Source organism: Vreelandella stevensii S18214 (genome assembly GCF_000275725.1).
Taxonomy (GTDB): Bacteria; Pseudomonadota; Gammaproteobacteria; order Pseudomonadales; family Halomonadaceae; genus Vreelandella; species Vreelandella stevensii.
Map to the genome: position 1 here is coordinate 91749 of NZ_AJTS01000035.1, position 25630 is coordinate 117378.

The 25630-nt window shown below is 56.9% G+C and carries 28 protein-coding genes and 1 riboswitch; of the genes, 9 read left to right on the plus strand and 19 right to left on the minus strand.

The window, feature by feature from the left end; translation table 11 throughout:
* Nucleotides 1–154 precede the first annotated feature (154 nt).
* Together HSS18214_RS0107340 and HSS18214_RS0107345 are read left to right on the plus strand one after the other, a co-directional pair.
* The gene (locus HSS18214_RS0107340; RefSeq protein ID WP_016914642.1) at nucleotides 155–406 is read left to right on the plus strand and encodes a type II toxin-antitoxin system Phd/YefM family antitoxin; all 252 of its coding nucleotides are present in this window, start codon (nucleotides 155–157) and stop codon (nucleotides 404–406) included.
* On the plus strand, nucleotides 403–657 hold the full coding sequence (locus HSS18214_RS0107345; RefSeq protein ID WP_016914643.1) for a Txe/YoeB family addiction module toxin: 255 nt from the start codon (nucleotides 403–405) through the stop codon (nucleotides 655–657). The genes HSS18214_RS0107340 and HSS18214_RS0107345 overlap by 4 nt, the downstream gene beginning before the upstream one ends.
* Before the next feature lie 160 nt (nucleotides 658–817).
* On the opposite strand, the gene HSS18214_RS0107350 is transcribed toward HSS18214_RS0107345, so the two are convergent.
* From HSS18214_RS0107350 to HSS18214_RS19045, 11 genes are all read right to left on the minus strand, one after another.
* Nucleotides 818–1798: an alpha/beta hydrolase gene (locus tag HSS18214_RS0107350; RefSeq protein ID WP_016914644.1), complete on the minus strand. Its 981-nt coding sequence runs from the start codon at nucleotides 1796–1798 to the stop codon at nucleotides 818–820.
* Nucleotides 1799–1903: 105 nt separating this feature from the next.
* Nucleotides 1904–2185 carry a type II toxin-antitoxin system RelE/ParE family toxin gene (locus tag HSS18214_RS0107355; RefSeq protein WP_016914645.1) on the minus strand — a complete coding sequence of 94 codons (282 nt, stop codon included), beginning with the start codon at nucleotides 2183–2185 and terminating at the stop codon, nucleotides 1904–1906.
* Complete coding sequence (locus HSS18214_RS0107360; protein WP_016914646.1) at nucleotides 2182–2454, minus strand: CopG family ribbon-helix-helix protein; 273 nt, start codon at nucleotides 2452–2454, stop codon at nucleotides 2182–2184. Before HSS18214_RS0107360 ends, HSS18214_RS0107355 begins: the two co-directional genes overlap by 4 nt.
* A gap of 153 nt (nucleotides 2455–2607) precedes the next feature.
* Nucleotides 2608–3525, minus strand: coding sequence for a S1 family peptidase (locus HSS18214_RS18655; RefSeq protein WP_083844172.1), 918 nt, complete (start codon nucleotides 3523–3525; stop codon nucleotides 2608–2610).
* 130 nt (nucleotides 3526–3655) lie between these two features.
* Nucleotides 3656–4450 carry a toll/interleukin-1 receptor domain-containing protein gene (locus tag HSS18214_RS0107370; RefSeq protein WP_016914648.1) on the minus strand — a complete coding sequence of 265 codons (795 nt, stop codon included), beginning with the start codon at nucleotides 4448–4450 and terminating at the stop codon, nucleotides 3656–3658.
* 62 nt (nucleotides 4451–4512) lie between these two features.
* Nucleotides 4513–5208 (minus strand): hypothetical protein, encoded by a 696-nt coding sequence (locus HSS18214_RS0107375; protein ID WP_016914649.1) that lies wholly within the window; start codon nucleotides 5206–5208, stop codon nucleotides 4513–4515.
* 38 nt (nucleotides 5209–5246) lie between these two features.
* Nucleotides 5247–5633 carry a hypothetical protein gene (locus HSS18214_RS17955; RefSeq protein WP_156808490.1) on the minus strand — a complete coding sequence of 129 codons (387 nt, stop codon included), beginning with the start codon at nucleotides 5631–5633 and terminating at the stop codon, nucleotides 5247–5249.
* The gene (locus HSS18214_RS0107385) at nucleotides 5614–6621 is read right to left on the minus strand and encodes an IS481 family transposase (RefSeq protein WP_016914651.1); all 1008 of its coding nucleotides are present in this window, start codon (nucleotides 6619–6621) and stop codon (nucleotides 5614–5616) included. Before HSS18214_RS0107385 ends, HSS18214_RS17955 begins: the two co-directional genes overlap by 20 nt.
* Nucleotides 6602–7366, minus strand: coding sequence for a hypothetical protein (locus HSS18214_RS0107390; protein ID WP_016914652.1), 765 nt, complete (start codon nucleotides 7364–7366; stop codon nucleotides 6602–6604). Before HSS18214_RS0107390 ends, HSS18214_RS0107385 begins: the two co-directional genes overlap by 20 nt.
* Nucleotides 7367–7457: 91 nt before the next feature.
* Nucleotides 7458–7946, minus strand: coding sequence for a hypothetical protein (locus HSS18214_RS0107395; protein WP_040460894.1), 489 nt, complete (start codon nucleotides 7944–7946; stop codon nucleotides 7458–7460).
* Nucleotides 7947–8286: 340 nt separating this feature from the next.
* On the minus strand, nucleotides 8287–8562 hold the full coding sequence (locus HSS18214_RS19045; RefSeq protein ID WP_156808491.1) for a hypothetical protein: 276 nt from the start codon (nucleotides 8560–8562) through the stop codon (nucleotides 8287–8289).
* Nucleotides 8563–8787: 225 nt separating this feature from the next.
* On the opposite strand from HSS18214_RS19045, the gene HSS18214_RS18660 reads away from it, so the two are divergent.
* From HSS18214_RS18660 to aztD, 5 genes are all read left to right on the plus strand, one after another.
* The gene (locus tag HSS18214_RS18660; RefSeq protein WP_083844173.1) at nucleotides 8788–9066 is read left to right on the plus strand and encodes a site-specific integrase; all 279 of its coding nucleotides are present in this window, start codon (nucleotides 8788–8790) and stop codon (nucleotides 9064–9066) included.
* A gap of 44 nt (nucleotides 9067–9110) precedes the next feature.
* A riboswitch (TPP riboswitch) is annotated at nucleotides 9111–9242 on the plus strand.
* Between the two features lie 85 nt (nucleotides 9243–9327).
* Nucleotides 9328–9996, plus strand: coding sequence for a thiaminase II (tenA, locus tag HSS18214_RS0107400; protein WP_016914654.1), 669 nt, complete (start codon nucleotides 9328–9330; stop codon nucleotides 9994–9996).
* A 25-nt stretch (nucleotides 9997–10021) separates the two neighbouring features.
* Complete coding sequence (gene thiC / locus HSS18214_RS0107405; protein WP_016914655.1) at nucleotides 10022–11938, plus strand: phosphomethylpyrimidine synthase ThiC; 1917 nt, start codon at nucleotides 10022–10024, stop codon at nucleotides 11936–11938.
* Between the two features lie 116 nt (nucleotides 11939–12054).
* The gene (gene aztC / locus HSS18214_RS0107410; protein WP_016914656.1) at nucleotides 12055–12987 is read left to right on the plus strand and encodes a zinc ABC transporter substrate-binding protein AztC; all 933 of its coding nucleotides are present in this window, start codon (nucleotides 12055–12057) and stop codon (nucleotides 12985–12987) included.
* A 50-nt stretch (nucleotides 12988–13037) separates the two neighbouring features.
* Complete coding sequence (aztD, locus tag HSS18214_RS0107415) at nucleotides 13038–14288, plus strand: zinc metallochaperone AztD (RefSeq protein ID WP_016914657.1); 1251 nt, start codon at nucleotides 13038–13040, stop codon at nucleotides 14286–14288.
* Nucleotides 14289–14585: 297 nt separating this feature from the next.
* Here aztD and HSS18214_RS18665 read toward each other — a convergent pair whose 3' ends face one another.
* The 8 genes from HSS18214_RS18665 to HSS18214_RS0107455 all read right to left on the minus strand — a co-directional run bounded on the left by HSS18214_RS18665 (nucleotide 14586) and on the right by HSS18214_RS0107455 (nucleotide 22083).
* Nucleotides 14586–14762, minus strand: a complete 177-nt coding sequence (locus HSS18214_RS18665) for a CsbD family protein (RefSeq protein WP_016914658.1) — start codon at nucleotides 14760–14762, stop codon at nucleotides 14586–14588.
* 145 nt (nucleotides 14763–14907) lie between these two features.
* Entirely contained in the window at nucleotides 14908–15993 is a 1086-nt protein-coding gene (locus tag HSS18214_RS0107425) for a DUF2955 domain-containing protein (protein ID WP_016914659.1), read from the minus strand.
* Nucleotides 15994–16024: 31 nt separating this feature from the next.
* Nucleotides 16025–17098, minus strand: a complete 1074-nt coding sequence (locus tag HSS18214_RS0107430) for an HlyD family secretion protein (protein WP_016914660.1) — start codon at nucleotides 17096–17098, stop codon at nucleotides 16025–16027.
* A 182-nt stretch (nucleotides 17099–17280) separates the two neighbouring features.
* A complete protein-coding gene (locus HSS18214_RS0107435; protein WP_026001796.1) occupies nucleotides 17281–18609 on the minus strand; it encodes a TRAP transporter large permease in 1329 nt (442 codons plus the stop codon).
* A complete protein-coding gene (locus tag HSS18214_RS0107440; RefSeq protein WP_016914662.1) occupies nucleotides 18602–19120 on the minus strand; it encodes a TRAP transporter small permease subunit in 519 nt (172 codons plus the stop codon). Before HSS18214_RS0107440 ends, HSS18214_RS0107435 begins: the two co-directional genes overlap by 8 nt.
* Before the next feature lie 80 nt (nucleotides 19121–19200).
* Entirely contained in the window at nucleotides 19201–20253 is a 1053-nt protein-coding gene (dctP, locus tag HSS18214_RS0107445; protein WP_016914663.1) for a TRAP transporter substrate-binding protein DctP, read from the minus strand.
* 271 nt (nucleotides 20254–20524) lie between these two features.
* Nucleotides 20525–21034: a porin family protein gene (locus tag HSS18214_RS0107450; RefSeq protein WP_026001797.1), complete on the minus strand. Its 510-nt coding sequence runs from the start codon at nucleotides 21032–21034 to the stop codon at nucleotides 20525–20527.
* 128 nt (nucleotides 21035–21162) lie between these two features.
* Nucleotides 21163–22083: an EamA family transporter gene (locus HSS18214_RS0107455; protein WP_016914665.1), complete on the minus strand. Its 921-nt coding sequence runs from the start codon at nucleotides 22081–22083 to the stop codon at nucleotides 21163–21165.
* Between the two features lie 153 nt (nucleotides 22084–22236).
* On the opposite strand from HSS18214_RS0107455, the gene HSS18214_RS0107460 reads away from it, so the two are divergent.
* Nucleotides 22237–23418, plus strand: coding sequence for an acetate/propionate family kinase (locus tag HSS18214_RS0107460; protein ID WP_016914666.1), 1182 nt, complete (start codon nucleotides 22237–22239; stop codon nucleotides 23416–23418).
* Nucleotides 23419–25602 carry a phosphate acetyltransferase gene (gene pta / locus HSS18214_RS0107465; protein ID WP_016914667.1) on the plus strand — a complete coding sequence of 728 codons (2184 nt, stop codon included), beginning with the start codon at nucleotides 23419–23421 and terminating at the stop codon, nucleotides 25600–25602. It begins immediately after the preceding gene.
* Nucleotides 25603–25630 lie beyond the last annotated feature (28 nt).

Genomic DNA, 25630 nt, shown 5'->3' on the forward strand with positions numbered 1-25630 from the left:
TATCAACGGCTTAGCGTGGGATACGATTCGTGGGCATCACCGGCTCAACCGCTGTTATAAAGCGGAGAAAACCGAACGCGGCGAAGCCAATTGGCAACCCCAACCCTGTACGCTATTCTGTACATTAACAAGATCGCGTACAGGAGTACCCTTTATGGATGCCATCAGCTACACCGCCGCTAGAACCAACCTAGCAAAAACCATGGAGCGGGTCTGTGAAGACCATTCCCCTGTGATCATCACCCGCAATAAGGCGCAATCCGTGGTCATGATCTCTCTCGAAGACTATGAAGCACTGCAAGAGACAGCCTACCTCCTGCGCGCGCCCAAAAACGCCCGCCGTTTACTGGAATCCGTTGCCGAGTTGGAGCAAGGGGACGGTCAGGAAAAGGAGCTTCTTGAATGAAGCTCATCTTTTCCGAGAACGCCTGGGAAGACTATTTGTACTGGCAGAAAACTGACAAAAAGATTCTCAACCGAATCAACAAGCTAATCAAAGAAATCAAGCGAGAGCCATTTGAAGGAGTCGGCAAGCCAGAACCCCTTAAACATAGCCTCGCGGGTTACTGGTCTCGGCGAATCAACGAAGAGCACCGCATCGTTTACAAGGTCACGGACGACGCTTTGCTTGTTGCCCAACTGCGGTATCACTACTGATTTAACGCTGAGCTTTCCCTCAATGTGGATAGGCCCTCGTAAGATCACCAGCCAGCTTTTCAAACAGATGCTGTCAGGATAAGCCACTTAAGGCCTAACATATCAGCCCCCAGCGGCCCAGGGCAGGAGCGCCTGAATGGCGATAAGGCTGGTTGGGCTTCTAAGGTAGACGCTGCACACGGTCGGTGTATTCGACGATGCGCTCCACCAACAGTGGGGCTACAGGCAGCGATGCGTCTGAGTACGAAGCGCTTTGCTGCGCCGGATTGGTCGAAACCATCTTGAGCACGTGGTTCATTCCCTCCACGAGCAACAGTTCTGCATCTGGACGCACTTGCTTGAGCGCCTCCGCTTCGCTCGGACTGACCTGTACGTCCGTGGTGCCATGGATGATCAGCACCTGGCCGGGGGCATGCTGGATTTTCTCGGTCGGCACGTACCGAAACCAAGAGATCAGGTACGGCTGCACGCTCGAACGGAACAACGAGGCCAGCGCTAACGGCACGCCCTCTGTCGTGCGACCTTGCTCCAGCTCGGAGAGAATGCGCTCACTGTCCTGCCACAGCTCATCCGAAAGCTGCGGGCGCAACTGATCGCGGATAATCTCTGGCGCGGAACGTGCCGGTGCAGCAACCGAAATGAAGGCATCCGCACGCGCTTGCTTTGCTGCAAGCATGCCGATCAGTGCCCCCTCACTGTGCCCGAGCAGGGTGATCGTATCGAAGCGAGGATCAGTTCGAAGCTGACGAACCCATGCGGCGGCATCCTCTATGTAGGTGTCGAAGCGAAGATCACTCTCCGTGGGTGCAGCAGCTGCACTGGCCGCCACTCCCCGCTTGTCATAGCGGACCGAGGCGATCCCCCGCACAGCAAGCGCCTCGGCAAGCAGCTTCAGGCTGTCGTTTGCCTCCGGTAAAATAGCACTGTTGCCATTGCGATCCGTGGGACCGGAACCGGCATGCAGCAACACAAGCGGATGTGGCCCGGTAGAGGGCGGCAGGAGCAGAGAACCAAAAAGGGTGCCGGTGGCGGTTTCCAAACGAACATCCGATTCGCTGGGCTGCGCCGGGGCATGCGGCTCGCTCGCCGAGCCAGATGCCGAGAACAGGATCAAGAAACCAACAGCGATGCGCAATATCACGAGAACACAACCCTCAATGTGATGGGCTAACCCCAAAGTGCACCCGTGACCAGGACGTAGCGAAGCGGAGACAAGGGCGTCCAAGTGCCGCGTTTGGTTAAATTGCTATCGTTCGCCCTCAAGGCCATGCCACACCCGGAGAATAATGATGGCACTGGCATGAACTGAATATCGAACAACGTATTTTCCGAACACCATGTCTCGAACAGAGTCAGGCACCGGTGCCATTTCAACTGGTGTGCCCATTCTGGGGAAGTCGGGAAGTAATTCGATTTTGCCAACCAGTTCGGTAGCAACCCTGGCTGCCGTCGGCGGGCTGTGCACTGCAACGAACTCCCTGAGGCGTTTCAAATCATCAATGGCTTCATCCGTGTAAACCAGCTTCACTTACCTGACCTCGGCGCATCCTGCTCGTTTTCGGTTCCCCAGCTATTAAGCCAACTGTGAACCTCGCTGGCATCAACGACCTTGCCTTGGGCAGCAGACTCCATTGCCTCTAGCGTTTGTTTCCAACGCTCTTGCTCAAGCTGCTGCTTTTCTATGTATTCCGACAATGCCTGGTTGATCACCCAGCTTTTGCTACGGTGCAGCCTGCTGGCGATTGCTTCCAAACGCTGTTCAACTTCTGCCTGAAGGCGAACCGTGGTGACGCTCATCACTATGCCCCTCATACTGGGTGACTACAATGTATTACAGCATAGTCTGCGAGGGTAGGCAAAAAATTTAACGCAGAGCTTTGCGGCAATTTTGGAGCCGCGAAGCGGTGTAAAAATTGTCCGGCAACAGCGTATTGTTAGGCTTGAGTGCAATCATTCTCTTTGAACCAAGTAAACCATCTCCGCGTCAGAAAGGGTCAGTGTAATATCTCTACCTTGGCCCGCCTTAAACTTCCCCTTTACCCGAACTAGTCCAAGCTCAATCCCTTCCAGTATTCCTGAATGCTCCGCCCCCCATATTTCATGTGGAAGGCCTTCGACTGAGAACCTCATAGCATCCCAGACAAGTGTCACGTAAGTTGGCCCTCCATCAAATGACGATGAAACAATGCCAACTATTCTTCCGTCTTCATTAAATACAGGGCCTCCACTCATTCCTCCCAAAGACTCCATATCAATCTCAATACAAGAAGAAGGCATTCTTTCCCCCCTTCCATGGGGGAATACGTTAGTAACCAAACCAGAAGTGACGAGTGGAGATACCAAAGCTGTATCTTCATCAAAAGCGCCATGACGATACCCAACAGCCCATAATCTAGAGCCCGGTAATGGGAGACACAATTCTAACGGAACTAGGGACTGCGGGTGTGCTAGGTGAGCATCTGAATGAAGATCACAAGATAATATCGTAAGGTCAGAAACTATCTTGCATTCTGGGTCATCGGGGAGATATTTGCTGGGGCCTGAACAAGTGACTATACCCGTTGGGAGCCAAGCACGCGCTTTGTTATCGGGCAAAAATGAAAGCAAGACAGGGCCTGACCCAGCTTTAGGAAACTCATCAAAGACATGAGATGCTGTTAACACCATGCCTGGGCCGATCATTATTCCACTACCTATCGAAGTAAGCTTGTCGCCAAAATAACCAGCTATGCATACGATAGCATCACTCGCTTGGTGCAAACTATCGAGTGACCCCAAGCCATCATCAGCAGTGAAAGCCGGACGCCCCCACTTCAGCTTAACGTTAGATAAATCTTTATTTTTCTGGGTGATTTCTACTCTATGCACAAATTTTCGCTTTCATTATGTATTCGTTTTTTCGCCGATGCTTATCGGCAGCCTAACGTTTGAGCTCAGCGGGCGGCGAAGCCGTCCGCTGGAGCGAATGGTTAGCCATCGCTTGTGGACTTAATTCCGACTACTGCGACATAGGAGGAACCTTGGCCCACTGATCATTTCCTTTGTCGTGCAAGACATCGATCAAGTTTATTGGTTTCGTCCCTTGCCTGTGAAACTGAAAGGTCAACGGGTGAGTGGGAGTAAGTGAGCTGGACATCGGCCTCATGATCACAGCGTTGGCTGTCCCGCCTTCGTTCAGTTGAAAGGCGTTCGCTCTGAACAAGCTGTTTATTCCAGGGTGCCCTTTTATCCACCAAGAAATCTCGTCCTTCTCGTTCATGACAGGGAAGGCGAAATTCGGATTTGGCTCCATCATGTGGGAGGCATGGACTGTAATTTCAATTGTGTTGTCGTTCGGTGTGGCTAGCGAATAGGTTAGATTCGAGAAGCCTTGGTGTTGCGGCGTAAAAGAAGCGCTTCCTTGGGCAACGCTGACAATCTGAGCTATCGCTGCCTCAAGACCTATGGTGTGCATGTCGATAAATAGTGTCTGCCTTAGAACAGCGGGCATGTCGCTGCCATCGACTCGAATAGGTACGAGGCGGGTCTTCCCCTTACTCGCCGCGTAAAGAGCGTTTTGCCACTCCAACTTAACCATGCCACTTACGAGGCTGGTCGCGGATACGAAGAAGAAGACGAATTCTGGGGCTTCAAGCCCCCTGCTCATTTGGTCAATGATCCCATCGCCAGGGCGAATGGACCACGAGTCGTAAAAAACGTCTTGTTGGCCAAAGATGTCAGACAGCCTTAATGCGACGGGTTCGACCAAGGGCTTGTCGTTGTAGTTGTGGCTCAGAAATATCTTTGGAGACATGGAGGAGGGTCCTGTTTTTTGCGGGTGGCGAACGAGACGGTTGAATTCTGATGCCTAACGCTTCAAGAACCGGCGGCGCTCGCGCCGTCCGAGTTACTTGACTTATTAGATTCAATTTCGGGACGTTCTATTTGCGTTTGCAGGTTTTTCTCTAAAAGAGCTTCTATATCTGAAACACTTGGAGATGTCATTGTGCCAAGTAGACCAAACAAACCAACTATTGCACTGACAACGGTGATTTGAGTGTTCCTTCGACTCTTTTTCTTAAGAGAATCTCTTTCATCAATTAATTCAGAGTACTTCGCCAAATGACTTTTGATAGGCTGGATAAGTAATGACGATGACTCTTTATTTACTGAATCAAGCTGTTTCTCAACCTGCAATAATACCGACTTTAAGTCGTCAGGTAGAGATTTGTAAGGGTCGATTTTTTCAATGTCATCTAGTATGGTTTCGATTTTTTTTAACTTTTCACTCCCAGCTAAATCAGAGTAAATTTCCGACATGGCGGCATGAACTTGAAAGTCTTTCAATGAAAACCCTTTCCCGATTCTTAGTGCTGTTTTGTATGCAATGCTTTCTGATTCTGATTCTAAAACTTTATGGATCGCACTTTTAAACCTTGATACATCTACCTTTCTTTTTCTATATTCTTTTATTGCTAGGGCAACCAAAGGGATTATCAGCAATGCATATATCGACAATATGTACGGGGTAGCATTTTGCATGAACTGATTAAACTTAATTATTAATTCCATACTTCTCCTTGAATCTAACGCCCAAAACAGCGGCGCGGTCACGCGTCCGGCTGATTTTGATTGTTAGCTGAAGAGCTACTGAAATAAACCAACACGTCTTGATCAGAAAGCTCTTCTAAATTCACCACCTCCTCTCTTAACTCCTTCAATTTATCTATATCCTCTAAGATATGCATTAGTGCGACTGCTATTTTATTTATATTTCCATCACTCACTAATCTTCTAGTCTTAATGGAGATTTTGAACTCATTGTGACTGCGGTCATAACTGCGCCTCGGCCCTAAAAAACTTTTATAGTGTTTTTTGAAAAAATCAACCACTTGAAGTGATGTTGAAAATCTTGAATCCTGAGATACTATGCGCTCCAAGCCTCTGATATCATATGAATCATCAAATAGGTACATACTATAGAGTGAATCTTCCATAGTTGTCGGGTCCCGTGTGATTGACCACCCGTTTGGTAAATAACTCAGGCCGCTTGGCCTGCCATTCCTTCATCGCCGTGATCGGCGATTGATGATGCAGCGCTTTCTGCGGTATGTGGTGATTGTACAGCCAGCAGTATCGCTTAAGCGTCTGCTCGAGGTCTTCGCCTGAGGTATAGCGCCGGGTCGCTAGCACGTCGCTGATACGGCCGTTGAAGCGCTCCACCATTCCATTCGTTTGCGGCCTTCCCGGCTTGATCAGGCGGTGCTCAATCCCGTGGGCCAGGCACTCCTGATCGAAGGGATGGCGCCCGCTGGGCTTGCGCTCACCTGCCCGCGTGAAGCGATCCGTAAACGACTTGCCGTTGTCGGTCAGCACCGTCTGAATCTTGAAGGGCACCTTTTTCTCCACCTGATTCATAAACGCCCGAGCATCCTTCGCGGACTGGCTGCCTCGGACCTCCAGGTAGACCCAGCGTGTCGCACGGTCGATGGCAACGTACAAGTAGCGCTTCTGCTCCTCGTCGGGCATTTGAGGCAGGTGCTTAATGTCGATATGCACGTAGCCCGGCTCATAGTCCTTGAAGGGCTTGTGCCGGGGCTTCTCGTCGCCACCGGCATCTTGCCGCGCCAGTTCCGCCAACGTCGGCACCTCACGCCGCTTGAGCATGCGATGCAAGGCAGAGCGCGACAAGCCTTGGCTCAGGAACTCACGCGCCACAACGAGGAGGTCATCCAAGCCGAGGCGCAGGAACTCACGAGCCGTGATCAGCACCTCCTCCTGCTCAGCTGTGAGCGTGGCCAGGAGGTTGTGACGGGTATGCGGTCGGTCATGGACATCGTCGCGGTAACGCCATCGCCGGATGGTCGCAGTAGCGACACCATACTGCCGGGCCAGTTCGCTATCCGTGATGCTGGAAGGCGCTGCCTGGATCTCGGCACGGATCTTCGGTGTCGTCGTCGCTTGTTTATGCAGCTTGATGTTCATGAACCTGTTCCCGGATGAATTGCTGAAGAAGCTCCCTGGCGGCTAGCAGAGGATAACTCTTATAGGCGATTTGATCATCCGGGACCCTACACATAGTAAAATAGGTAGTCAAGCCTCCTTCAGCGTTTTCTTTCTGATTAGATTTAGCAAGAAGCTGCTCGTACAAGGCTCTAACAGAATCCTCAAAACCAAGAATCTTAGAAATAATAACTTTATCTTTCGCAAATTTTTTCCTATGAAGGATATAAGTACTTAAAATATAAGTAAATATAATTTTTACATATGCATTCAGTGAGCCTATGAATCGTTCTGCATCAATTTCTTCTAGCTTATCGACATCAAGCCCTTGTATCTCTCTCCTTATCTTGTTGTCGAATGAAACTGATATTTCAAGGCAGATTTGATGAACCTTCTCGATTCCAGTCCCGTAGGTGTCAAATGAATCTAAATAATTTAAAACGAGGTTATATTGCTCCTCTAGATCGTTGTATAGACTTAATGTCCTTTCATGGGAAATTGCTTGAAGGACTGGAGACAAATCTGCTTGATATATATAGCTATGATTCACCTGAATAAATGTTGAAGGGATATTATTGATACTTTCCTCTTTCTTCTTCAGTATTTTTACTATTTGCCCATTTGAGGAATCTCGAATCAAAACTCCATCTTCTTTGAAATTGCCCTTTGCAAGTTCTTCCTCTATTTTTTTGTCAGATATTTTTACTGGATATCTATTTCCACTCATATTGCTGCATCCCAAAAGTATGAATTAAATACGGCAGACCTGCCTTGCAAGCTAACGCTCACATCAGCCGCTTGTCGGCTGCATGCGCTTGTTAGCAATTTACTATCGGCTCAAGTTTACCCTTCGCTTCTTCGAACGCCCGGATTATATGCCTTCTGAGGTAAATTCCTTTCGACCCAAAGAAAAAGCAAATGTCGTCGTCATATAGCGACTCTTGTTCGAAGTCACCTATTTTCAATAATTTTGCTCTACCAAAAGCCACATTGAATATGGCTTTCATATTACCTTGTTCGATGTAGTGATTATCCGAATCCGGGTGACAAAGTGCGTCTCTGACGTACTTGATCAGATCACTAACATCATTTATCCGCCCTCCTACGGGAACATCGTCTGTAAAAGCTATGCGGGAAGAGTATTTCTCTGTCTTATACATCAAATCCCTAAGTGAAATCAGCAGTTCAATGAACGCCGCTCTCATAAGTACATGCGGTGAGTTTTCCGGATCGAATATCCCACAGTCTAAAAGCTCTTCAATTCGTCTAAGAGACCCTTGAATATCTGACTTATCAAAAAAGTCCATTATCACCTCGGTGAATCCTATGGATTGCTAACGCCGCGTTAAGGGGCAGCCAACGCTACTACTAACTTTTTGCATAACACCGTAACCACCGAAATCAACGCACAGTCAAAATGCCACGCGTTGGCTGTCCCTCTTTAACGCTTTGTTAGGCAAAATTTCTAACGCTCAACTCGTAAGTTGTAAATCTATTACCCAACATCTTTGTTGAAAACACTCTTTGAGACTTTCTACGCAAGAAATCGTACTCTGGACGCGTATGCAGTAAGTGGATATATACTATCTCGTGACCATAGTTTCGAGACCAAGTCATAAGTGACTTAAATACCTGCTTACCAAGCCCCTAACAACTATCATCGAGAACCATAGCAACTTCAAAGCCCAACTCCGACGACTGAATACCACACCAACCAACTAAGTTTTCATCTAACTCTATAGCTCTTACTTTACAACCTTCAATTCGGTCTTCGTTGAGTTTATCCTTAATCCAATACTTCACTGACACAGAATCAAACTCATCGTGAGCAACTAGATGCTTTCGAATACTTAACTTGTTTAATATTGGGAGAAATTTTTCAGGCTCAATTTCATCGAGATGAACATACCTAATTTGTCTCATTAGTCACCCATTTTGCCTAACAGTGATTATACGCCCTGCCATGAAACCTCAATGAACGTGACATCACAATGACTGAGGTTTCATAGCCACCAAATTGAATCTACCTCATTGATTCTACAGCGTGCAAAGAGAATTTTGGCGATGTAGCCAAAATTCGCGGGCTTGCGCGTTTTGCTCGTCTCAATAATACTGTTTTTATGTACAGCATTATTGAGGCATTCTCCCATGAAACTGATGGAACGCGTCAAGGCAACCATGAGGGTCAAGCGCTATAGCTTACGCACCGAAAAAACCTATTGTTACTGGATTCGATTTTATATTCGGTTCAATAATTTACGTCACCCTGCCACGCTAACAGGTCATGAAGTACGGCAATTTTTGGAGTATCTGGCAATCGAAAGGCACGTGGCAGCGGCTACACAGAATCAAGCACTCAATGCCATCGTCTTTTCTTGTCGTTCATTGCTTTCACGGCAGACCACCTCTTTGCGCCCAATAAAATAGCCTACCCTTGCATCTCCCCCACTCGCCTCCTACACTGCGCTGAATACTGCTTGACGGGGTGCCGGTGGAACCGGCTGAGATCGCTATACGGCTGGCTGCTACAGCAAGTCGTCACGGCGGGGCCCGTTGAACCTGATCCGGCTAGTACCGGCGTAGGAATCAAGCGGTGGTTGGGGTGCGCCGTGTTCACCTGATACCTTGCCCCAACTCACTCTCCTTTCGCCCGTGCGCCGGTTCGCTGTACCACCGGAGGCATTAAATATGGGCTACCGCTTTACCGATCTCACCACCGCTTGCCAGCAAGATTGGCGCGCTTATATCGAGCACGATTTCGTGCGCCAGCTGGGCACCGCCACGCTGCCTGCTGCGTCGTTTCGCCACTACCTGAAGCAGGATTACCTGTTCTTGATCCACTTCGCCCGTGCCTACGCGCTGGCCGCTTACAAAAGCTCCACCCTGGCGGATTTGCGCCAGGCCCACGAGGGCCTGAAAGCCATTGTGGATGTGGAGCTGGGCCTGCACGTGGGCTTTTGTCAGGAGTGGGGCATCAGCGAACAAGAGCTTGCCGAACTCCCCGAAGCCCGCGCCACGCTGGCCTACACCCGCTATGTGTTGGATACCGGCAACCGCGGCGACCTGCTCGATTTGCACGTGGCGCTGGCCCCATGCCTGGTGGGCTACGGCGAAATCGCCAACTGGCTGAACGCGCAGCCCTCTACGCTGCGCGGCGCGCAAAACCCGTTCGATGCCTGGATCGCCATGTACGAAGGCGAGGAGTTCCAGGCCGCCATGCAGGCAGAGCTTGCGTGGCTCGATACCCGCCTGGCGGATGTCACCCCTGCCCGTTTTGCTGAGCTGAGCAAGATCTTCCGCGATGCCACCCGCCTGGAAATCGACTTCTGGCAGATGGGCTTAGACCTTTCTGAATAACCTCCTACAACACAGAGCAACCGTCATGACCAAGACCGTCAAAAGCAGAACCGCGCACTTTTTAGCCGAAACCGCCCAAGTCGATGCCGCCGCCGTGGCGCCGCTGCCCGGCTCGCGCAAGGTGTACGTGGAAGGCTCGCGGCCAGATATTCGCGTGCCGTTTCGGGAAATCACCCTCTCGCCCACCAGAACCAGCGGCGTGGATGAGCAGAACCCGCCGCTGCTGGTGTACGACACCTCCGGCCCCTACACCGACCCCAACGCCCGCATCGATTTACGCCAGGGCTTGCCGGAGCTGCGCCGGGCCTGGATCGAAGAGCGCAACGACACCGAGTTTTTGGATGGCCCGACTTCGGAATACGGCACCCGCCGCGCCAACGACCCCACCCTTGCCCAGCTGCGCTTTGATTTGACCCGCACCCCGCGCCGCGCGAAAGCGGGCAAGAACGTGACCCAGCTGCACTACGCCCGCCAGGGCATCACCACGCCGGAAATGGAGTTTATCGCCCTGCGGGAAAACCAGCGCCGCCAGGCGTTGGGTACGGCGGAGGTGGAGCGCATTCTGGGCCATCAGCATGCAGGCCAGAGCTTTGGCGCCAGCCTGCCCAAGGAGATCACGCCGGAGTTCGTGCGCGATGAGGTGGCCCGTGGCCGGGCGATCATTCCCAACAACATCAACCACCCGGAAAGCGAGCCGATGATCATTGGCCGCAACTTCCTGGTGAAGATCAACGGCAACCTGGGCAACTCGGCGGTCACCTCTTCCATCGAAGAGGAAGTGGACAAGATGACCTGGGGCATCCGCTGGGGTGCGGATACCATCATGGATCTCTCCACCGGCCAGAACATCCATGAAACCCGCGAGTGGATCATCCGCAACTCGCCGGTGCCGATTGGTACGGTGCCCATTTATCAGGCGCTGGAGAAGGTCAACGGCATTGCCGAAAACCTCACCTGGGAGATCTTCCGCGATACGCTGATCGAGCAGGCGGAACAGGGGGTGGATTACTTCACTATCCACGCCGGGGTACTGCTGCGTTACGTGCCGCTCACCGCCAACCGCGTCACCGGTATCGTCAGCCGTGGCGGCTCCATCATGGCGAAGTGGTGCCTGTATCACCATCAGGAGAGCTTCCTGTACACCCACTTCGAGGAGATCTGCGAGATCTGCAAGCAGTACGATGTGGCGTTCTCGCTGGGCGACGGCCTGCGCCCCGGCTCCATTGCCGATGCCAACGACGAAGCGCAAATGGCGGAGCTGAAAACCCTCGGCGAACTCACCCACATTGCCTGGAAGCACGATGTGCAGGTGATGATCGAAGGCCCCGGCCACGTGCCCATGCACCTGGTGAAAGAGAACATGGACAAGCAGCTGGAGTACTGCGACGAAGCGCCCTTCTATACCCTCGGCCCGCTGGTGACGGATATCGCCCCCGGCTACGACCACATTACCTCTGGCATTGGGGCGGCGATGATTGGCTGGTTTGGCTGCGCCATGCTCTGCTACGTGACGCCGAAAGAGCACCTGGGCCTGCCCAACAAGGACGACGTGAAAACCGGCATCATCACCTACAAAATTGCCGCCCACGCGGCAGACTTAGCCAAGGGCCACCCAGCCGCGCAGCGTCGCGATAATGCGCTCTCCAAGGCGCGCTTCGAGTTCCGCTGGGAAGACCAGTTCAACCTGGGCCTGGACCCGGACACCGCCCGGGAATTCCACGATGAAACCCTGCCGAAGGATTCCGCCAAGGTGGCCCACTTCTGCTCCATGTGCGGGCCGAAGTTCTGCTCCATGAAGATCAGCCAGGAAGTGCGCGACACCTACCGCGACCGCACCCCGGAAAACGCCGCTGAAAGCGACGCTGAGGCGGTGAAGCGCGGCATGCAGGAGCAGGCGGAGAAGTTCCGCCGGGAAGGCAGCGAGCTATACCAGGAGGTGTGACCGCTCTCCCCCCGCCTGCGGGCGGGGGGAGAAACCCACTGGATGTTCGGCCCCTTTGATGTTCGGCCCCTTTATTGTTATGTTATAACATATATACTCAATCAAGGAGCCTCACCGTGGGTCTGTTGAAACGCGTACCTTCTCTGCTGGCGGCGGGCATGTTGGCGCTGGGCAGCCTGAACGCCATGGCCGATGAGCCCGCACTGAACGTGGTGGCCTCGTTCTCGATCATCGAAGACCTGGCCCGCCAGGTTGGCGGCGAACGCATCGCGCTGACCAGCATCGTGGGCGCCAATGACGACGCCCACGTTTACGAGCCCACCCCCGCCGACGTTCGCCAGGTGGCGCAGGCAGACGTGGTGCTCATCAATGGCCTGATGTTCGAGGGCTTTCTTACCCGCCTGATCGAGGCCAGCGGTACCGAGGCCAGCGTGGTCACCGTCTCGGAGCACGCGGTGCATCTCGAAGACCCCATGGGCGGGCACTACCACTTTTATGGCGACCGGGCGGTATTCCATGAAGCGCCCTATGACCCCCACGCGTGGCAGTCGGTGCCCAATGCCAGGGCGTACGTAGTGCGCATTGCCGACGCCTTCTGCGAGGCGGACCCGGAAGGCTGCGACACCTACCGCACCAACCAGCAGCGCTACGCACAGGACCTGGAAGCGCTGGAGCAGGAAATCCATGAGCGCATCGCCACGATTCCCGAATCCCGGCGTACCGTGGTGGTGGCACACCATGCCTTTCGCTACTTCGAAGAGGCCTACGGCGTGCGCTTTCTGGCCCCGCAGGGGGTCTCCACCGAGTCCGAAGCCACGGCCGCCCATGTGGCGCAGCTGATCGATGCCATCGAGCAGCAGAGCGCCGTGGCGGTATTTGCCGAGAATATTTCCAACCCTCGGCTGGTCGAGCAAATCGCTCAGGAGGCCGGCCTGTCGCTCAGCGGCACCCTCTACTCGGACGCGCTGTCGCGGGAGGATGGCCCGGCGGCCAGCTACCTCGACATGATGCGCCATAACGTCGACACCCTGGTGACGGCGCTGCAGTAGCCACTCAGGTGATTAACCACGCCCCTTCTGGGCTCAAGGAGAGAGAAACGATGACCCCGATGTTTGTAGGCAAAGCGTTGACCGCGCTCGCTTTCGCGGTAGGCAGTGCCGCCGTGCAGGCCCACGACCACTCCCATAGCCATAGCCACAGCCATGGCGACGATGAAAACGTCACGGCCTGGCGGCTGGTAGTCGCCGACCAGCAGGATGCCGTGGTCCACGTCATCGACGCCACGGAGAAGTCGCTGCTGGACACCTTCGAGCTGGAAGGCCCGGCGGCGCTGCATCGCACCCGTAGCGGCGAGGCGGTATTTGCCGTGCAAGGGGCGGCAAACACGGTGTCGGTGATCAATACCGGCATCGCTTTCCATGACCACGGCGACCACGCCGATATCGAAGTGGCCGACCCGGCGCTGCTGAGCACGGTTCTGGAAGGAGAGCGCCCCGCCCACTTCGTCGAGCGCCAGGGCTACATTGCCCAGTGGTTCGATGGTGAAGACGAAGCCCGCCTGTTCACCGAAAGCAGCCTGTTGGCAGACTCCCCCGAGATTCGTACAGTGCCGGTGGAGGCAGCGCACCACGGGGTGGCCGTGCCATTCCACCAGCATGCGGTGGTGACGGTGGTCAACCCGGAAGATGCGTCCCAGCGCCCGGTCGGTGCGAAGGTGCTGGATAGCGATGGCCACCTGGTCGGCGACGAAGTGGCCTGCCCTGGGCTGCACGGCTCGGCGGGCTCTGGCAGCCTCTATGCGTTGGCCTGCCACACCGGCCTGCTTCTGATCGCCACGGAAGACGGCACGCCCCAGATCACCCATCTGCCCTACCCGAGTTCCCTGCCGGAAGGCAGTGCTTCCACGCTATTAGGTGGCACCGGGCTACAGTACTTCCTGGGTAACTACGGGCCAGACCGGGTGCTGCTGGTCGACCCCACCGAGGGTGAAGAAGGCTTCCAGCTGGTGCAACTGCCTACCCGTCGCGTGCATTTTGCGGTGGACCCGATTCGCGCCCGCTACGCCTATGTGTTCACCGAAGATGGCCAGCTGCATCAACTGGATGTGCTGAACGGCGAGCTGACCCAGTCGCTGCGCCTGACCGAGCCCTACTCCATGGATGGCCACTGGAACGACCCGCGCCCACGCATTGCCGTGGCGGGTGAGCATATCGTGGTCACCGACCCCGCTACCGAAACGCTGCACTTCGTCAGTGCGGAAACCTTCGAAAAGGTCGATGAGATGGCCCTTGAAGGCAAGCCGTTCAATATCGTGGCGGTGGGCGGCACCGGCGTCTCTCACGGGCACTAGGCTTTGTACGAAAGGTCGGCGAGCGATGGCCAGACAAGGCAAAAATCGGCGAAAAGACGGAGTTTACAAGGTGTAAATGAGTACTTTGAGCCGATTTTTAACGCCGTATGGGCGAGCGTAGGCAGTTTTCGTACAAAGCCTAAGCCTGCTGGCCCCTTTGACGGCTCGCACAAAACAACACCGGAGCCTTGGGGCTCCGGTGTTGTTATTGAGAGGGTATTGGCCGCCGGATCGATAACCTGAACGGTTTGGCCCCATGGGGCAGGCTAGCGATCCGGCAACGAATACGAACGCTGCTTATTTATCGAGCTTGTCCTTCACATCTCCCTTGCCTTTTTGCAGTTCGCCCTTGGCCTGCTGCGCTTTGCCTTTGGCCTCGGTTTCAGTGCTACCCGTTGCCTTGCCAGCCGCTTCTTTCACTTTGCCTGCTGCCTTGTTGGCCGTGCCTTTTGCTTTATCTGAAGTACCTGCCATGACGAACACCTCTAATCCGTTAGTAGGGAATCGGCCGCTGTGCTACGGGTCTACCTGACCGTGCGGCCTGTTATCAGCGTAGCGGGTATTGCCAAAGTTGCCCATTTTCTTTTTTGCAAAGGCTTGGCTCCTGTTCAAGCAGCCTTCACGCAATCCGAGTGGCCGCAAAGCGGTTCAGCACCCGTTGCACGCACGCCATCACTACCAGCGTTGCCACCAACGCCACGCTCATGGAAGCGAAGCGGTACAGCGCGCTATACACCAGGTCCTGCTGTGGCCCCAGCGACTGCCCGAACAGAATGCCCAGCGTGGTCAAGCCGCCAAACCCGATGCCAGAGCCGCCGCCTTCCAGAATGTGCTCGCGGGCGAACAGCATCAGCCCCAACCAATAGAGCAGTATCACCAGCAGGAAATGGTGGCTTTGGTTATAGAGGACGAGCTGCATGGCCAGCGCCAGGTTGCATCCCAGCAAGGTGCCCACGGCGCGCTTGGCTGCCGATACCCGAGCGCCCTGATACCCCAGCGTGAACAGAATCAGGATAGTGGCCATTTGCGCCGACAATGAACCTTGCAGGTCGAACACCTGGAACACCACGAACGACAGCGTGGCTGTGATCCCGCCCAGCAGGGTTTCATGGCGCACCTGGGCAAGCGGCTTGGTCGCCCTGGGCGGCGGCTGGCGGGGCTCGGTATCGGGGAACAGGGTATGCATCAACATGGCGATGAACACCGCCAGCACGCTGGCCATCAGGTTGCTGGCCAGCAAATCGCCCAGGTCTACGCTGGGGTAGCTGGCAAAGTGCAGCAGTATGCTCAGCGTCAAGACGCCGTTGGCACCGAACAGAAACAGCGGCCCTCTGGCCATCAAGGAGAAGCGCAGCAGAAACAGCCCCAGCACCACCAGCGTCATCACCACCGGCATGTGCTTCAACAGCCCCACCACCACACTGACCTCCAGCGCGTTGAGGCTGCCATTGGCCAGAAACTGACGGATGATGCCCGCATTCAATACAGGTACCATGCCCAGCAGGAACATCGGGAACACGGTGAAAAACACCCCGTAGTTCCAGCCCATCAACTGGCTGACCACGAACCCCAGCAGTCCTCCCCCCGCCACTCGCACGCACTGGCGCAGGCCGTTCTGGTCCAGGCGGCTCGCGGGCCGCGCCTTGGGCGGATGACGGAAACGCTGTTTGAATCGGTGAGTCAGCCGCCTGGCAAACCGACCCATAGACCTATCCGTAGGCATATCAGTGGGCGTATCAATAGACATAGTGCAGCCAGCTCACCAGGTGCGCCTGCAGCCAAGCGAAGGGCGCCGCCAGGGCATGCTGGCCCGGCCATAGCTGCACGGTGGCACGTGCCCCGCTGGGGGGTAGTGAGGCCAGGTGGGTGCTCAAGGGATCGTCCAGCGCGATGTGCAGGCGCATGCGCTGGGCGTCTCTTACCCAGCGGTCGGAGGTAGGAATGCTGGTCAACTGACCGTCGGCTGCCAGCTGCCCTTCGCGCACGCCTGCCTCCAGGGCGGTAACGTGCCCCTTGGCAATGTGCCCTGGCAAGGCATCGAACACGACCTGGGCCTCGTCGCCCACGTTCACATGTCGCAGGCTCTTTTCACGGAAGTCCGCGACGATCTCTGCTCGGTCGGCCACCAGCGCAATCACCGGCTGCCCCGCTGGCACATAATCTCCCGGCTGAAGCTGCAGGTTGGCCACCACGCCCGCCTCGCGGGCGCGTACCTGGGTTCTTTCCAGATCCAGTTCGGCGCGGGCCAGCGCATTGTTGGCCTGGCGCAGGCGAAGATTGGCCTCGCCCTCCTCCCCCAACTGCACCTCCAGGCTATCGATTTGCGCCCGGGCGGAGGTCACGGCCGCCTGGGCGGTATGTTCGGCGGCCACCTGCTGGTCGTACTGCTGGCGGGAGATGCCCTGCCGCCCCAGCAGCGCCTCGGCGCGGCGACGCTCACCGCTGCGCTCCTCCAGGGTTGCCTGTGCAGACACCAGCGATGCCCTGGCCGCCGCCAGCTCTGCCCGCAGCCGCGCATTCTCCTGCTCGGCCTGCTCGCGGTTCAGCAAGGCCTGCTGCCGGGCCAGCTCGAACGGCGCGGGCTCCAGCCGGAACAGCACCTCCCCTGCGGCTACCCGCTGGTGGTCGTTCACCAGTACCGCCTGCACGGGCGCGCCCAGCTCCGGGGCTATCTGGGTCACCGGCCGCATCACCCGCGCCTCTGGGGTCATCGGCATGAAGCTGTCAGCCACCAGAAAATAGACGAACAGCACCGCAAACGCCGCTAGCGCAATACGTACCCAGCGGCTGAAACGTTGATCAGGAGTCATTGGCGTACTCACTCACTGCCCTCGGGTAGCCCCGGGGATAGCATCAGAAGGAATACTTTAGTCTAACAAATTTATTAGCAGGCTAACAATAAGAGTATTAAGGCAAGATACTAATGGCCCATAACGACACTGCCGCCTTGCGGCGGCAGTCAATGGCAGGGGGATTGGTTAGCGGCAGGTGCTCAACGCCAGGAGGGTCCACCCATGACATCCGGCAGCCATAGCGCCAGCTGCGGAAAGCTCAGCACCAGCGCCAGCACGACCAGTTGCGCCAGAATGAATGGAACGACCCCCATGTACATGTGCCTGAGGGTGACCTCCGGCGGCGTAATGGCTCTCAAGTAAAAGATGGCAGGCGCCAGCGGTGGCGTAAGGTAGCTGGTCTGCAACACGACCAGGAACGCAACGCAGAACCATATTTCATCGAACCCAAGCATCCGCACGATCGGCATGGCCACGGGAATGATGATGAGCACCACGGAAATCAGGTCGAGAACGAAACCGGCGATGAACGCGATGAGCAGAATCAGCCCCAAAATCATCCATGGGCTGAGTCCCGTGTCCATCAGCAAGGCTTGTACGGTCGCCATCCCCCCAGAAGCGAAGAACACGCCTGCGAACATGCTTCCCCCCAGAACGATCAGGAGAATCATGGCCGAGATATTGACCGTCTTGATCGCGGAGTTCCACAGCACTTCCAGCGTCAGGTTGCGATACGCCGCCGCCAGCACGATGGACCCCAGCGCCCCGCACGCAGCGGCTTCCGTGGGCGTTGCCAGCCCCATCAGGATGGTGCCCAGCACGATGAAGATCAGCAGCATGGTCGGCACCAACGCCACCAGGGTGACCTTGATCTTTTCACCCCAAGCCACGTCAGGCTCCTGCTCTTGCACCCTGGGGGCCATGTCAGGCTTCAGATAAGCCACCCCGACGATGTACACCAGGAACATCACCGCCATCAAAAAGCCGGGAATCAACAGGCCACTGAACAGCGACCCTACGGATACGCCTGCCACGGGGCCCAGCACGACTACGGTGATGGATGGCGGAATCGCCGTTCCCAAAGAGCCACTGGCACAAATGGTGCCCGATATGAGGCTTTTACTGTAGTGATGCTTGAGCATGACGGGAATGGCCAGCATGCCGATGACGGCTTCCGTGGCGCCAACCACACCGCTCGATGCGGCAAACAGGGTGCCCATGATGATGGCACCGACGCCCAGCCCGCCGGGCAGCCGCCGGGTCCACATGTGAATGGCTTCAAACAGCCGCTCGGCGATTCCCGACCTTTCCAACATGGCGCCCATGAAGATGAACAGAGGCACCGCCGCCAGAATGGAGTTCGAAGCGGTATCTTCGATTTTGGTCAACAGCTGGTAGGCCGCCACATCACCAAACTGAATGATCCCGAACCCGGTGGCGACCAGGATCATGGAAAAGGCGATGGGAAAGCCCGAGATAATCAGCGCCATCAGCGCCGGAAACATTAGCAGCGCGAGATAACTACTCATGGTTGCCGCCCTCCACGGATGCCTTGCCACGGATCAAGCAGACGGATTTCAGAAACTCGGCAACCACTTGCAGGGAGAGAATGGCAAAGCCAATGAACCAGACGGTGAAGATTGGCCATACCACCGGGTTCCAGGCCGAACGGCCTGAGCGCTCGTTGCTTTCAAACGCACCCAGCGCGTATTTCGATAGCTCCCACACCAGCCACACCAGCACGGGCAAAAACATGACGTAGCCAACCGCACGTATTGCCGCATTGGCCCTGGCGCTCAGCTTCAGCGCCATGATATCGACACTGACGTGTTGGCCAATTCTCAGGGCATTGGCCATGCCCAGCATGAACATGGCCCCCATGACCATGTAACTAACCTCGAATGCCCAGAGCGTGGGCCTGCCCGCCACATATCGGCTGAACACTTCCACGATCAGGGCACCGATAAGAGGAAACACCAGTAATGCGCCCAACCATCCCGACAGGCGGGTCAGCGCTTCGATTGCTTTAATCAGTTTCATGACCAACTCTCAGCGTATAGGCAGCCAAACGAAAAGGGAGGCCTGGTCAGGCCTCCTTGTTTCATGCATGTGCCAAGGGATCAGCGGCCCATCACACCAATTGGCAGGCGATACTGGGACCAGTTGTTCATGTCATTCTTGAAGTCGCGCTGGGATTCGAGAACGCGGGCAAACCATTCGTTTTCGGCGGCGTATTCATCTTCCCAAAGCTCTGTTTCGGCATAGATGGCATCGATGAACGATTGATCCAGCTCGATGATTTCATTCGGCCCATCGACCAGTTCCTGGTAGGCATCCAGGTCAGCAAAAGAGCTGGCCAACCATGTTTCGAACACGGACATCTTGCCCGCCAGCCGCAGCATCTGTTGCTGCTGCTCGCTCAAGCTTTCCCAGGTATTGCTGTTTACCTGGCACTCCAGGAAACCTCCCGACTGATGAACGCCAGGAATGACCACGTACTGGGCAACTTCCTGGAAACCCGTCGGCCGGTTCATCTCCGGGCTACCCCACTCGGCAGCATCGATCACGCCACGCTCCAGGGAGCTGTAGATATCGCTACCGGCCATGACCACCGTGGAAGCACCCAGCCTGGAGGCGATCTCGGCCCAGGCGCCAGAGGTTCTCAGGCGTAGGCCCTGGAAATCCTCAAGGGTACGCACAGGCTTGTTCGAGTGAAGGAAAATTTCGGTTCCCAGGATGGCGCAGGGGAAGGCCACGACATCGAAGACGTCTCTGCGGTACTCTTCGTAAAGCTCTACCCCGCCCCCTTCATACATCCACAGCATGAACTCTTCCGGCGTCAGGCCACTGGAGTGTCCGGCCAACAGCGCCGTCGTGGGGTCAGTGCCGTAGTCATAGTTGATGTAGTTATGGCTAATTTGAGCCACGCCGGACTTGACCGTATTGGTGACGCGCAAGGCGCTTCCCAGAGTACCGCCAGGATACACTTCGATGGCGATCTCGCCGTTGGAAAGCTCACTGACGCGATCTGCAAACATCTGGGCGTCGCGTTCGAGCCAAGGGCCACCACTCCATGGGGTCGCCATGCGCCAGTTCATCTCGGCCGCTCCGGCCGTCATCACCAACCCTGCGTTAAGGCCTACGACCAAAGCCAATTTACTGATTTTATTCATGATGTTTCCTCTGCAATGGAGCGTTATAGGTTGTTCGCTGGCCATTTTCGTTGTTGTCTTTTTTTGACCTTACCATCTACGCAGGTGCAGCATTTGGCCGAAACTCTGAAAAACTGTGCCCATACTCAGCAAAGTGGCTATCCACCAACAAAAAGCCCCGCTGTCTGCCTGTATCGGCAGATCAGCGGGGCGGTATTCCCTTGAAACGATCTTGTCAGGTCGTTACCTGAAAGCGATGACCTTAGAAACGATGACCTTAGAAACGATGACCTTAGAAACGGTAGCGTAGGCCAACGCTGGCGGCATCGAAGTTATAGGCAGATTTGTCCAGGTAGCGCATGTAGTCGGCGCCCAGTGACAAGTTATGGGCAATATCTACTTCCGCGCCAGCGCCATAGGAGAAGCCGCTTTCACGGTCACGGTCGAAATCGACCTCAGTGACACCGGCCAAGCCGTAGAGGCGGACATCCGGCGAGACGGGCAGGATACCTTTGGCATAAGCGCCCACCAGGTAATCGAGCTCTACGTTGCCATCAGAGCCGCCTGTGCCCAGGTGGCCTTCCAGGGCGAAAAACTCGTTGAACTGAGCACCACCGCGCAGGCGCAGGCCGACATCGTCGCGGGAGGAGCCGCGGTCGGGGTCCAGGCTCCAGAACATGGCATCGCCACCCACGTATCCTTGTGGGTATTGGAAAGATTGTTGGGCCTGAGCTGATGCCGCAAAAGTACCGGCGCCTACCAGCAGTGCCGCAGAGGCAAGGGAAAGAACGGACGTTTTCATGGGGTTCACCTCAGTTAAAAAACAGTGTTTCCTTACGCTGAGCAAGTGTGGCTCAACCCCCGAGATAACGCAAATGCTGCCCCACGCTTTGCATATAATTTCCTTTTTTCGGCGCCCGGTGGCGTAGCCTAGCGGCCTTTCGACAGGCTGAGCACCACGATGCCCCCCACCACTACCGCGCCGCCCAGCAGCTGGCTGGGGCTGAGCATTTGTCCCAGCACCAGGTAGCCGATCAGCAGCGAAGCCACTGGCTCGAAGTTCATCACGGGGGCGTTGCGCGCCATGTCCAGGCGGGGCACGAAGATGAACAGCACCGAAAACGCACTGCCGTAAAGCAGTGCCAGCATGATGAGCCCTGCCCAGCCGCTACTGTTGTCGGGCAGGCTCATGCCGCCAGGCACTGCCCCCAGTAGCCCGCCAAGAATCATGGCCACGAATACGGTCTGCATGGTGAGCAGGCTACGCAGGGTACTGCCTACGCCTGCCAGGCGGTGCTCAGTGATCCACAGCGCACAGGCAAACGCAAAGGCGGCCAGCAGCCCAAAGCCAATGCCTGCCAACCACTCGGGACCCATGGCATCGGCGTTGGCCAACCAGCTGGGAATATCCAGCACCACCAGCAGGCCAATCAGTATGGTGCCCATGATCAGACAGCTGCGCAGCGAAGGCCTGGGGCCACCCAGCGCCCAGCTAAGCAGCGCCAGTTGAATGGGAAAGGTATTGACCAGCAGCAGGGCAATGACCACCGGCAGGCGAGCCACGGCAGAATACAGGCTGACGCTTTGCAGGGTGATCAACAGCCCCACCACCAACTGCCAACGCCAGGCACCGGGCGGCAGCCAGAAGCGCTTTTTCTGCAGCACGAACAGGCTCAGCAGGATCACGCAGGCCACCCCTGAACGCATCAATACCGCCAGCAGCAGCCCCGTACCGTTATCGAAGGCCAGCCGCGCCGACACGTGGTTGGCGGCGAACATGGTGGCCACACACATCATCAGCAGAATGGCGAGATGACGGGGCAAAAGCGCGGGGCTGGAAATCGACGACATAGGAACAAAACGGCTCACGTTAGGTTATATAAGGAACAGGATGACGACATTTTACATAGAAGGCTAACTAAATTCTTCGCTGATTTTCTCAGTCTCTGCATGTTAAACTAAAGTCTATCCCCCTTTCCTCCTGACTACTTTACAAAGGTTGTTATGAACGCACCGGTGCTGGTTATCAACTGTGGCTCTTCTTCCATTAAATACGCTTTGATCGATTCAGACCCTCAGGCACCGCGTCTAGCCGGTTTGGCAGAACGTCTGGGCAGCAGCGACGCTCGCCTGAAAGGCAAGAACAGCGCCGGTGAGAGCTTCACCCAGCCGCTGCCCGGCGCCGACCACGGCGAAGCGCTAAGCGCCATTCTGGAGCGCCTGGAAGGCCGCGTTCCCGGTGCCGTGGGCCACCGTATCGTGCATGGAGGAGAGCACTTCACCCAAGCGGCGCTGATCGACGACAGCGTGATTGCCGCCATCGAAACCACCGCAGCCCTGGCCCCGTTGCACAACCCTGCCAATCTGGCGGGTATTGCCGCCACGCGCAAGGTGTTTCCCGAGCTGCCCCAGGTGGCCGTCTTCGACACTGCCTTCCATCAGACACTGCCGCCCCGCGCTTACCGCTACGCGCTGCCGGAAGCGCTGTACACCGAACATGGCATTCGCCGCTACGGCTTTCACGGCACCAGCCATGCGTTCGTCAGCCAGCGCGCCGGGGAACTGAGCAGCCGTGGTGCAGGCGGCTGGCTGACCGCCCACCTGGGCAACGGCTGCTCCACCAGCGCCGTGTGGAACAACCAGAGCCTGGATACCAGCATGGGCCTTACCCCGCTGGAAGGCCTGGTAATGGGCACCCGCAGCGGTGACGTCGACCCCGGCCTGCATGCCCACCTGCATCGCCAACTGGGCTGGTCGGTGGAAGAGATCGATAACGTCCTGAACAAGCAAAGCGGCCTACTGGGCCTTTCCGGCCTGACCAACGACATGCGTGAAGTGGAAGACCAGGCCGTGGCTGGCCACCCCGGTGCCAAGCTGGCGCTGGACGTGTTCTGCTACCGCATCGCCAAGTCGCTGGCGGCGCTGTCCTGTGCATTACCCAGGTTAGACGGCGTGATCTTCACTGGCGGTATTGGCGAAAACTCGTCTATCGTACGTCGTGAAGTGCTGGCGCTGCTGCCCCACTTCGGTTTCAGTATGGACGAAGCCGCCAACGAAGCGACCATTCGCGGCAAAGAAGGCAAATTGGACACCGCGAGCCATAACGGCCCTGAAGTGTGGGTGATCCCCACCGATGAAGAGGGCCGCATTGCCATGGAAACCCGCTACTGTGTGGAGACCCCTTGAATGAACAGCTCTTCCGAGCAACCCCAAGCCATTCTGCTTGTCCCCACCAGCATGGGGGCAGGCTTGACCTCGGCCTGTCTGGGCCTGATTCAAGCGCTGGATACCATTGGCCTGAAAGCTGGCTTTCTGAAGCCGTTCATGCAGAACGAGCTGAACGGCCCGGGCCTTGACCGCTCGACGGCGCTGGTCTCGCGGACGCTGAACCAGCGCCCGCCCTCGCCTATTTCCCAGGCACGCCTGGAGCGGCTGCTGCGCGACGACCAGACCGACGAGCTGATGGAAAACGTCGTCGAGCTTTACGAGCAGGTCACCCAGCAGGCGTACCGCGACGGCAGCGCTCTGGACCTGGTGGTGGTGGAAGGCGTCGTGCCGACCCAGCACACCACCTACGCGACCCAGACCAACGCGCAGTTGGCGCATGCCCTGAACGCCCGCATCATCCTGGTGGGCACCGGCGACTTGAACGAGCCCCAGCACCTGGCGGAAGAGCTGGACATGCACGCCCGCAGCTTTGGCGGCGTCAGCTCCAGCCGCACCCTGGGCGGCATTCTGATGCGCATGAAGAACCTGCCCTATGGGCAGGAGGACGACCTTTCCGCCGCCCCCGGCACCATCAAGCCGCAGCTGGAAGAGCCGGTACTCAACGAGCTGCGCCGCTACTCCCCGGCGCTAGCCACCGACCGCTTCCACCTGATTGGTGTGGTGCCCTACAGCAAGACCCTGAGCGCCCCGCGCACGCTGGACGTCGCGCGGGCACTGAACGCCAAGGTGCTCAACGAAGGCGACGCCGCACAGCGCCGCGTGCTGTCGACCAGCCTGTGTGCCCGCCGCGCCGCCAACGCACTGCATATTTTCACGCCCGGCAGCCTGGTGGTGGCTTCCGGCGACCGTGACGACGTGGTGCTGGCCTCGGCGCTGGCCACCATGAACGGCACCCAGCTGGCGGGCGTGCTGCTCACCAACGGGTTCCTTCCCAACGACGGCATGATCGAGATGTGTCGCCCGGCGCTGAAGACCGGCCTGCCGGTGCTGGCGGTGGAAACCGACAGCCTGACCACGGCCCAGAACCTCAGCCAGCTCAGCAGCGAAATTCCCATGGACGACTTCGAGCGCGCCGAGCAGGTGGCACGCTACGTGGCGGCACACATGGACCTGGAGTGGCTGAAAGCCAAACTGAGCCGTGGCTACCCCCGCCGCCTGTCGCCGTCGGCGTTCCGCCATCAGTTGGTGAAGCTGGCCCAACAGGCCAAAAAGCGCATCGTGCTGCCGGAAGGCGACGAGCCGCGCACCATCGAAGCCGCCATCATCTGCCAGCGCCGTGGTATTGCCGACTGCGTTCTGCTGGGCAAGCGGGAGGACATCGAAAGCGTGGCCCACCACCGTGGCCTGACGCTGCCCGACACGCTGACCATCATCGACCCGGAAAGCACCCGCGCCAACTATATCGGCCCCATGGTCGAACGCCGCCGAGGCAAGCTCAACGAGCTGACCGCCGAAGCGCAACTTCAGGACAACGTGGTGCTGGGCACCATGATGCTGCAGCTGGATGAGGTGGACGGCCTGGTGTCGGGCGCGGTACACACCACCGCCAACACGGTTCGCCCGGCGTTTCAGCTGATCAAGACGGCCCCGGAGTACAACCAGGTCTCGTCGATCTTCTTCATGCTGCTGCCCGAGCAAGTGGTGGTGTACGGCGACTGCGCGGTGAACCCGGACCCGGACGCCGAAACCCTGGCGGAAATCGCCCTGCAGAGCGCGCGCTCTGCCGAGGCCTTCGGTATCGAGCCCCGGGTGGCGATGATCAGCTACTCCACCGGCGACTCCGGCACCGGCGCCGACGTGGATAAAGTCCGCGAAGCGACCCGCATCGCCAAGGAGCGCGCGCCGCACCTGGCCATCGACGGCCCGCTGCAGTACGACGCCGCCGCCATCGAAAGCGTGGGCAAGCAGAAAGCTCCCGACTCCCCCGTGGCGGGCAAGGCCACCGTGTTCGTGTTCCCCGACCTCAATACCGGCAACACGACCTACAAGGCCGTTCAGCGTAGCGCCCGAGTGGTCAGCGTGGGCCCGATGCTGCAAGGTTTGAACAAGCCGGTGAACGACCTGTCCCGCGGGGCACTGGTGGATGACATCGTCTACACCATCGCCCTCACCGCAATCCAAGCCAGCCAGCGGCAAGGCTAGGCACTCGCCGAGCCCTGTATACGTATCC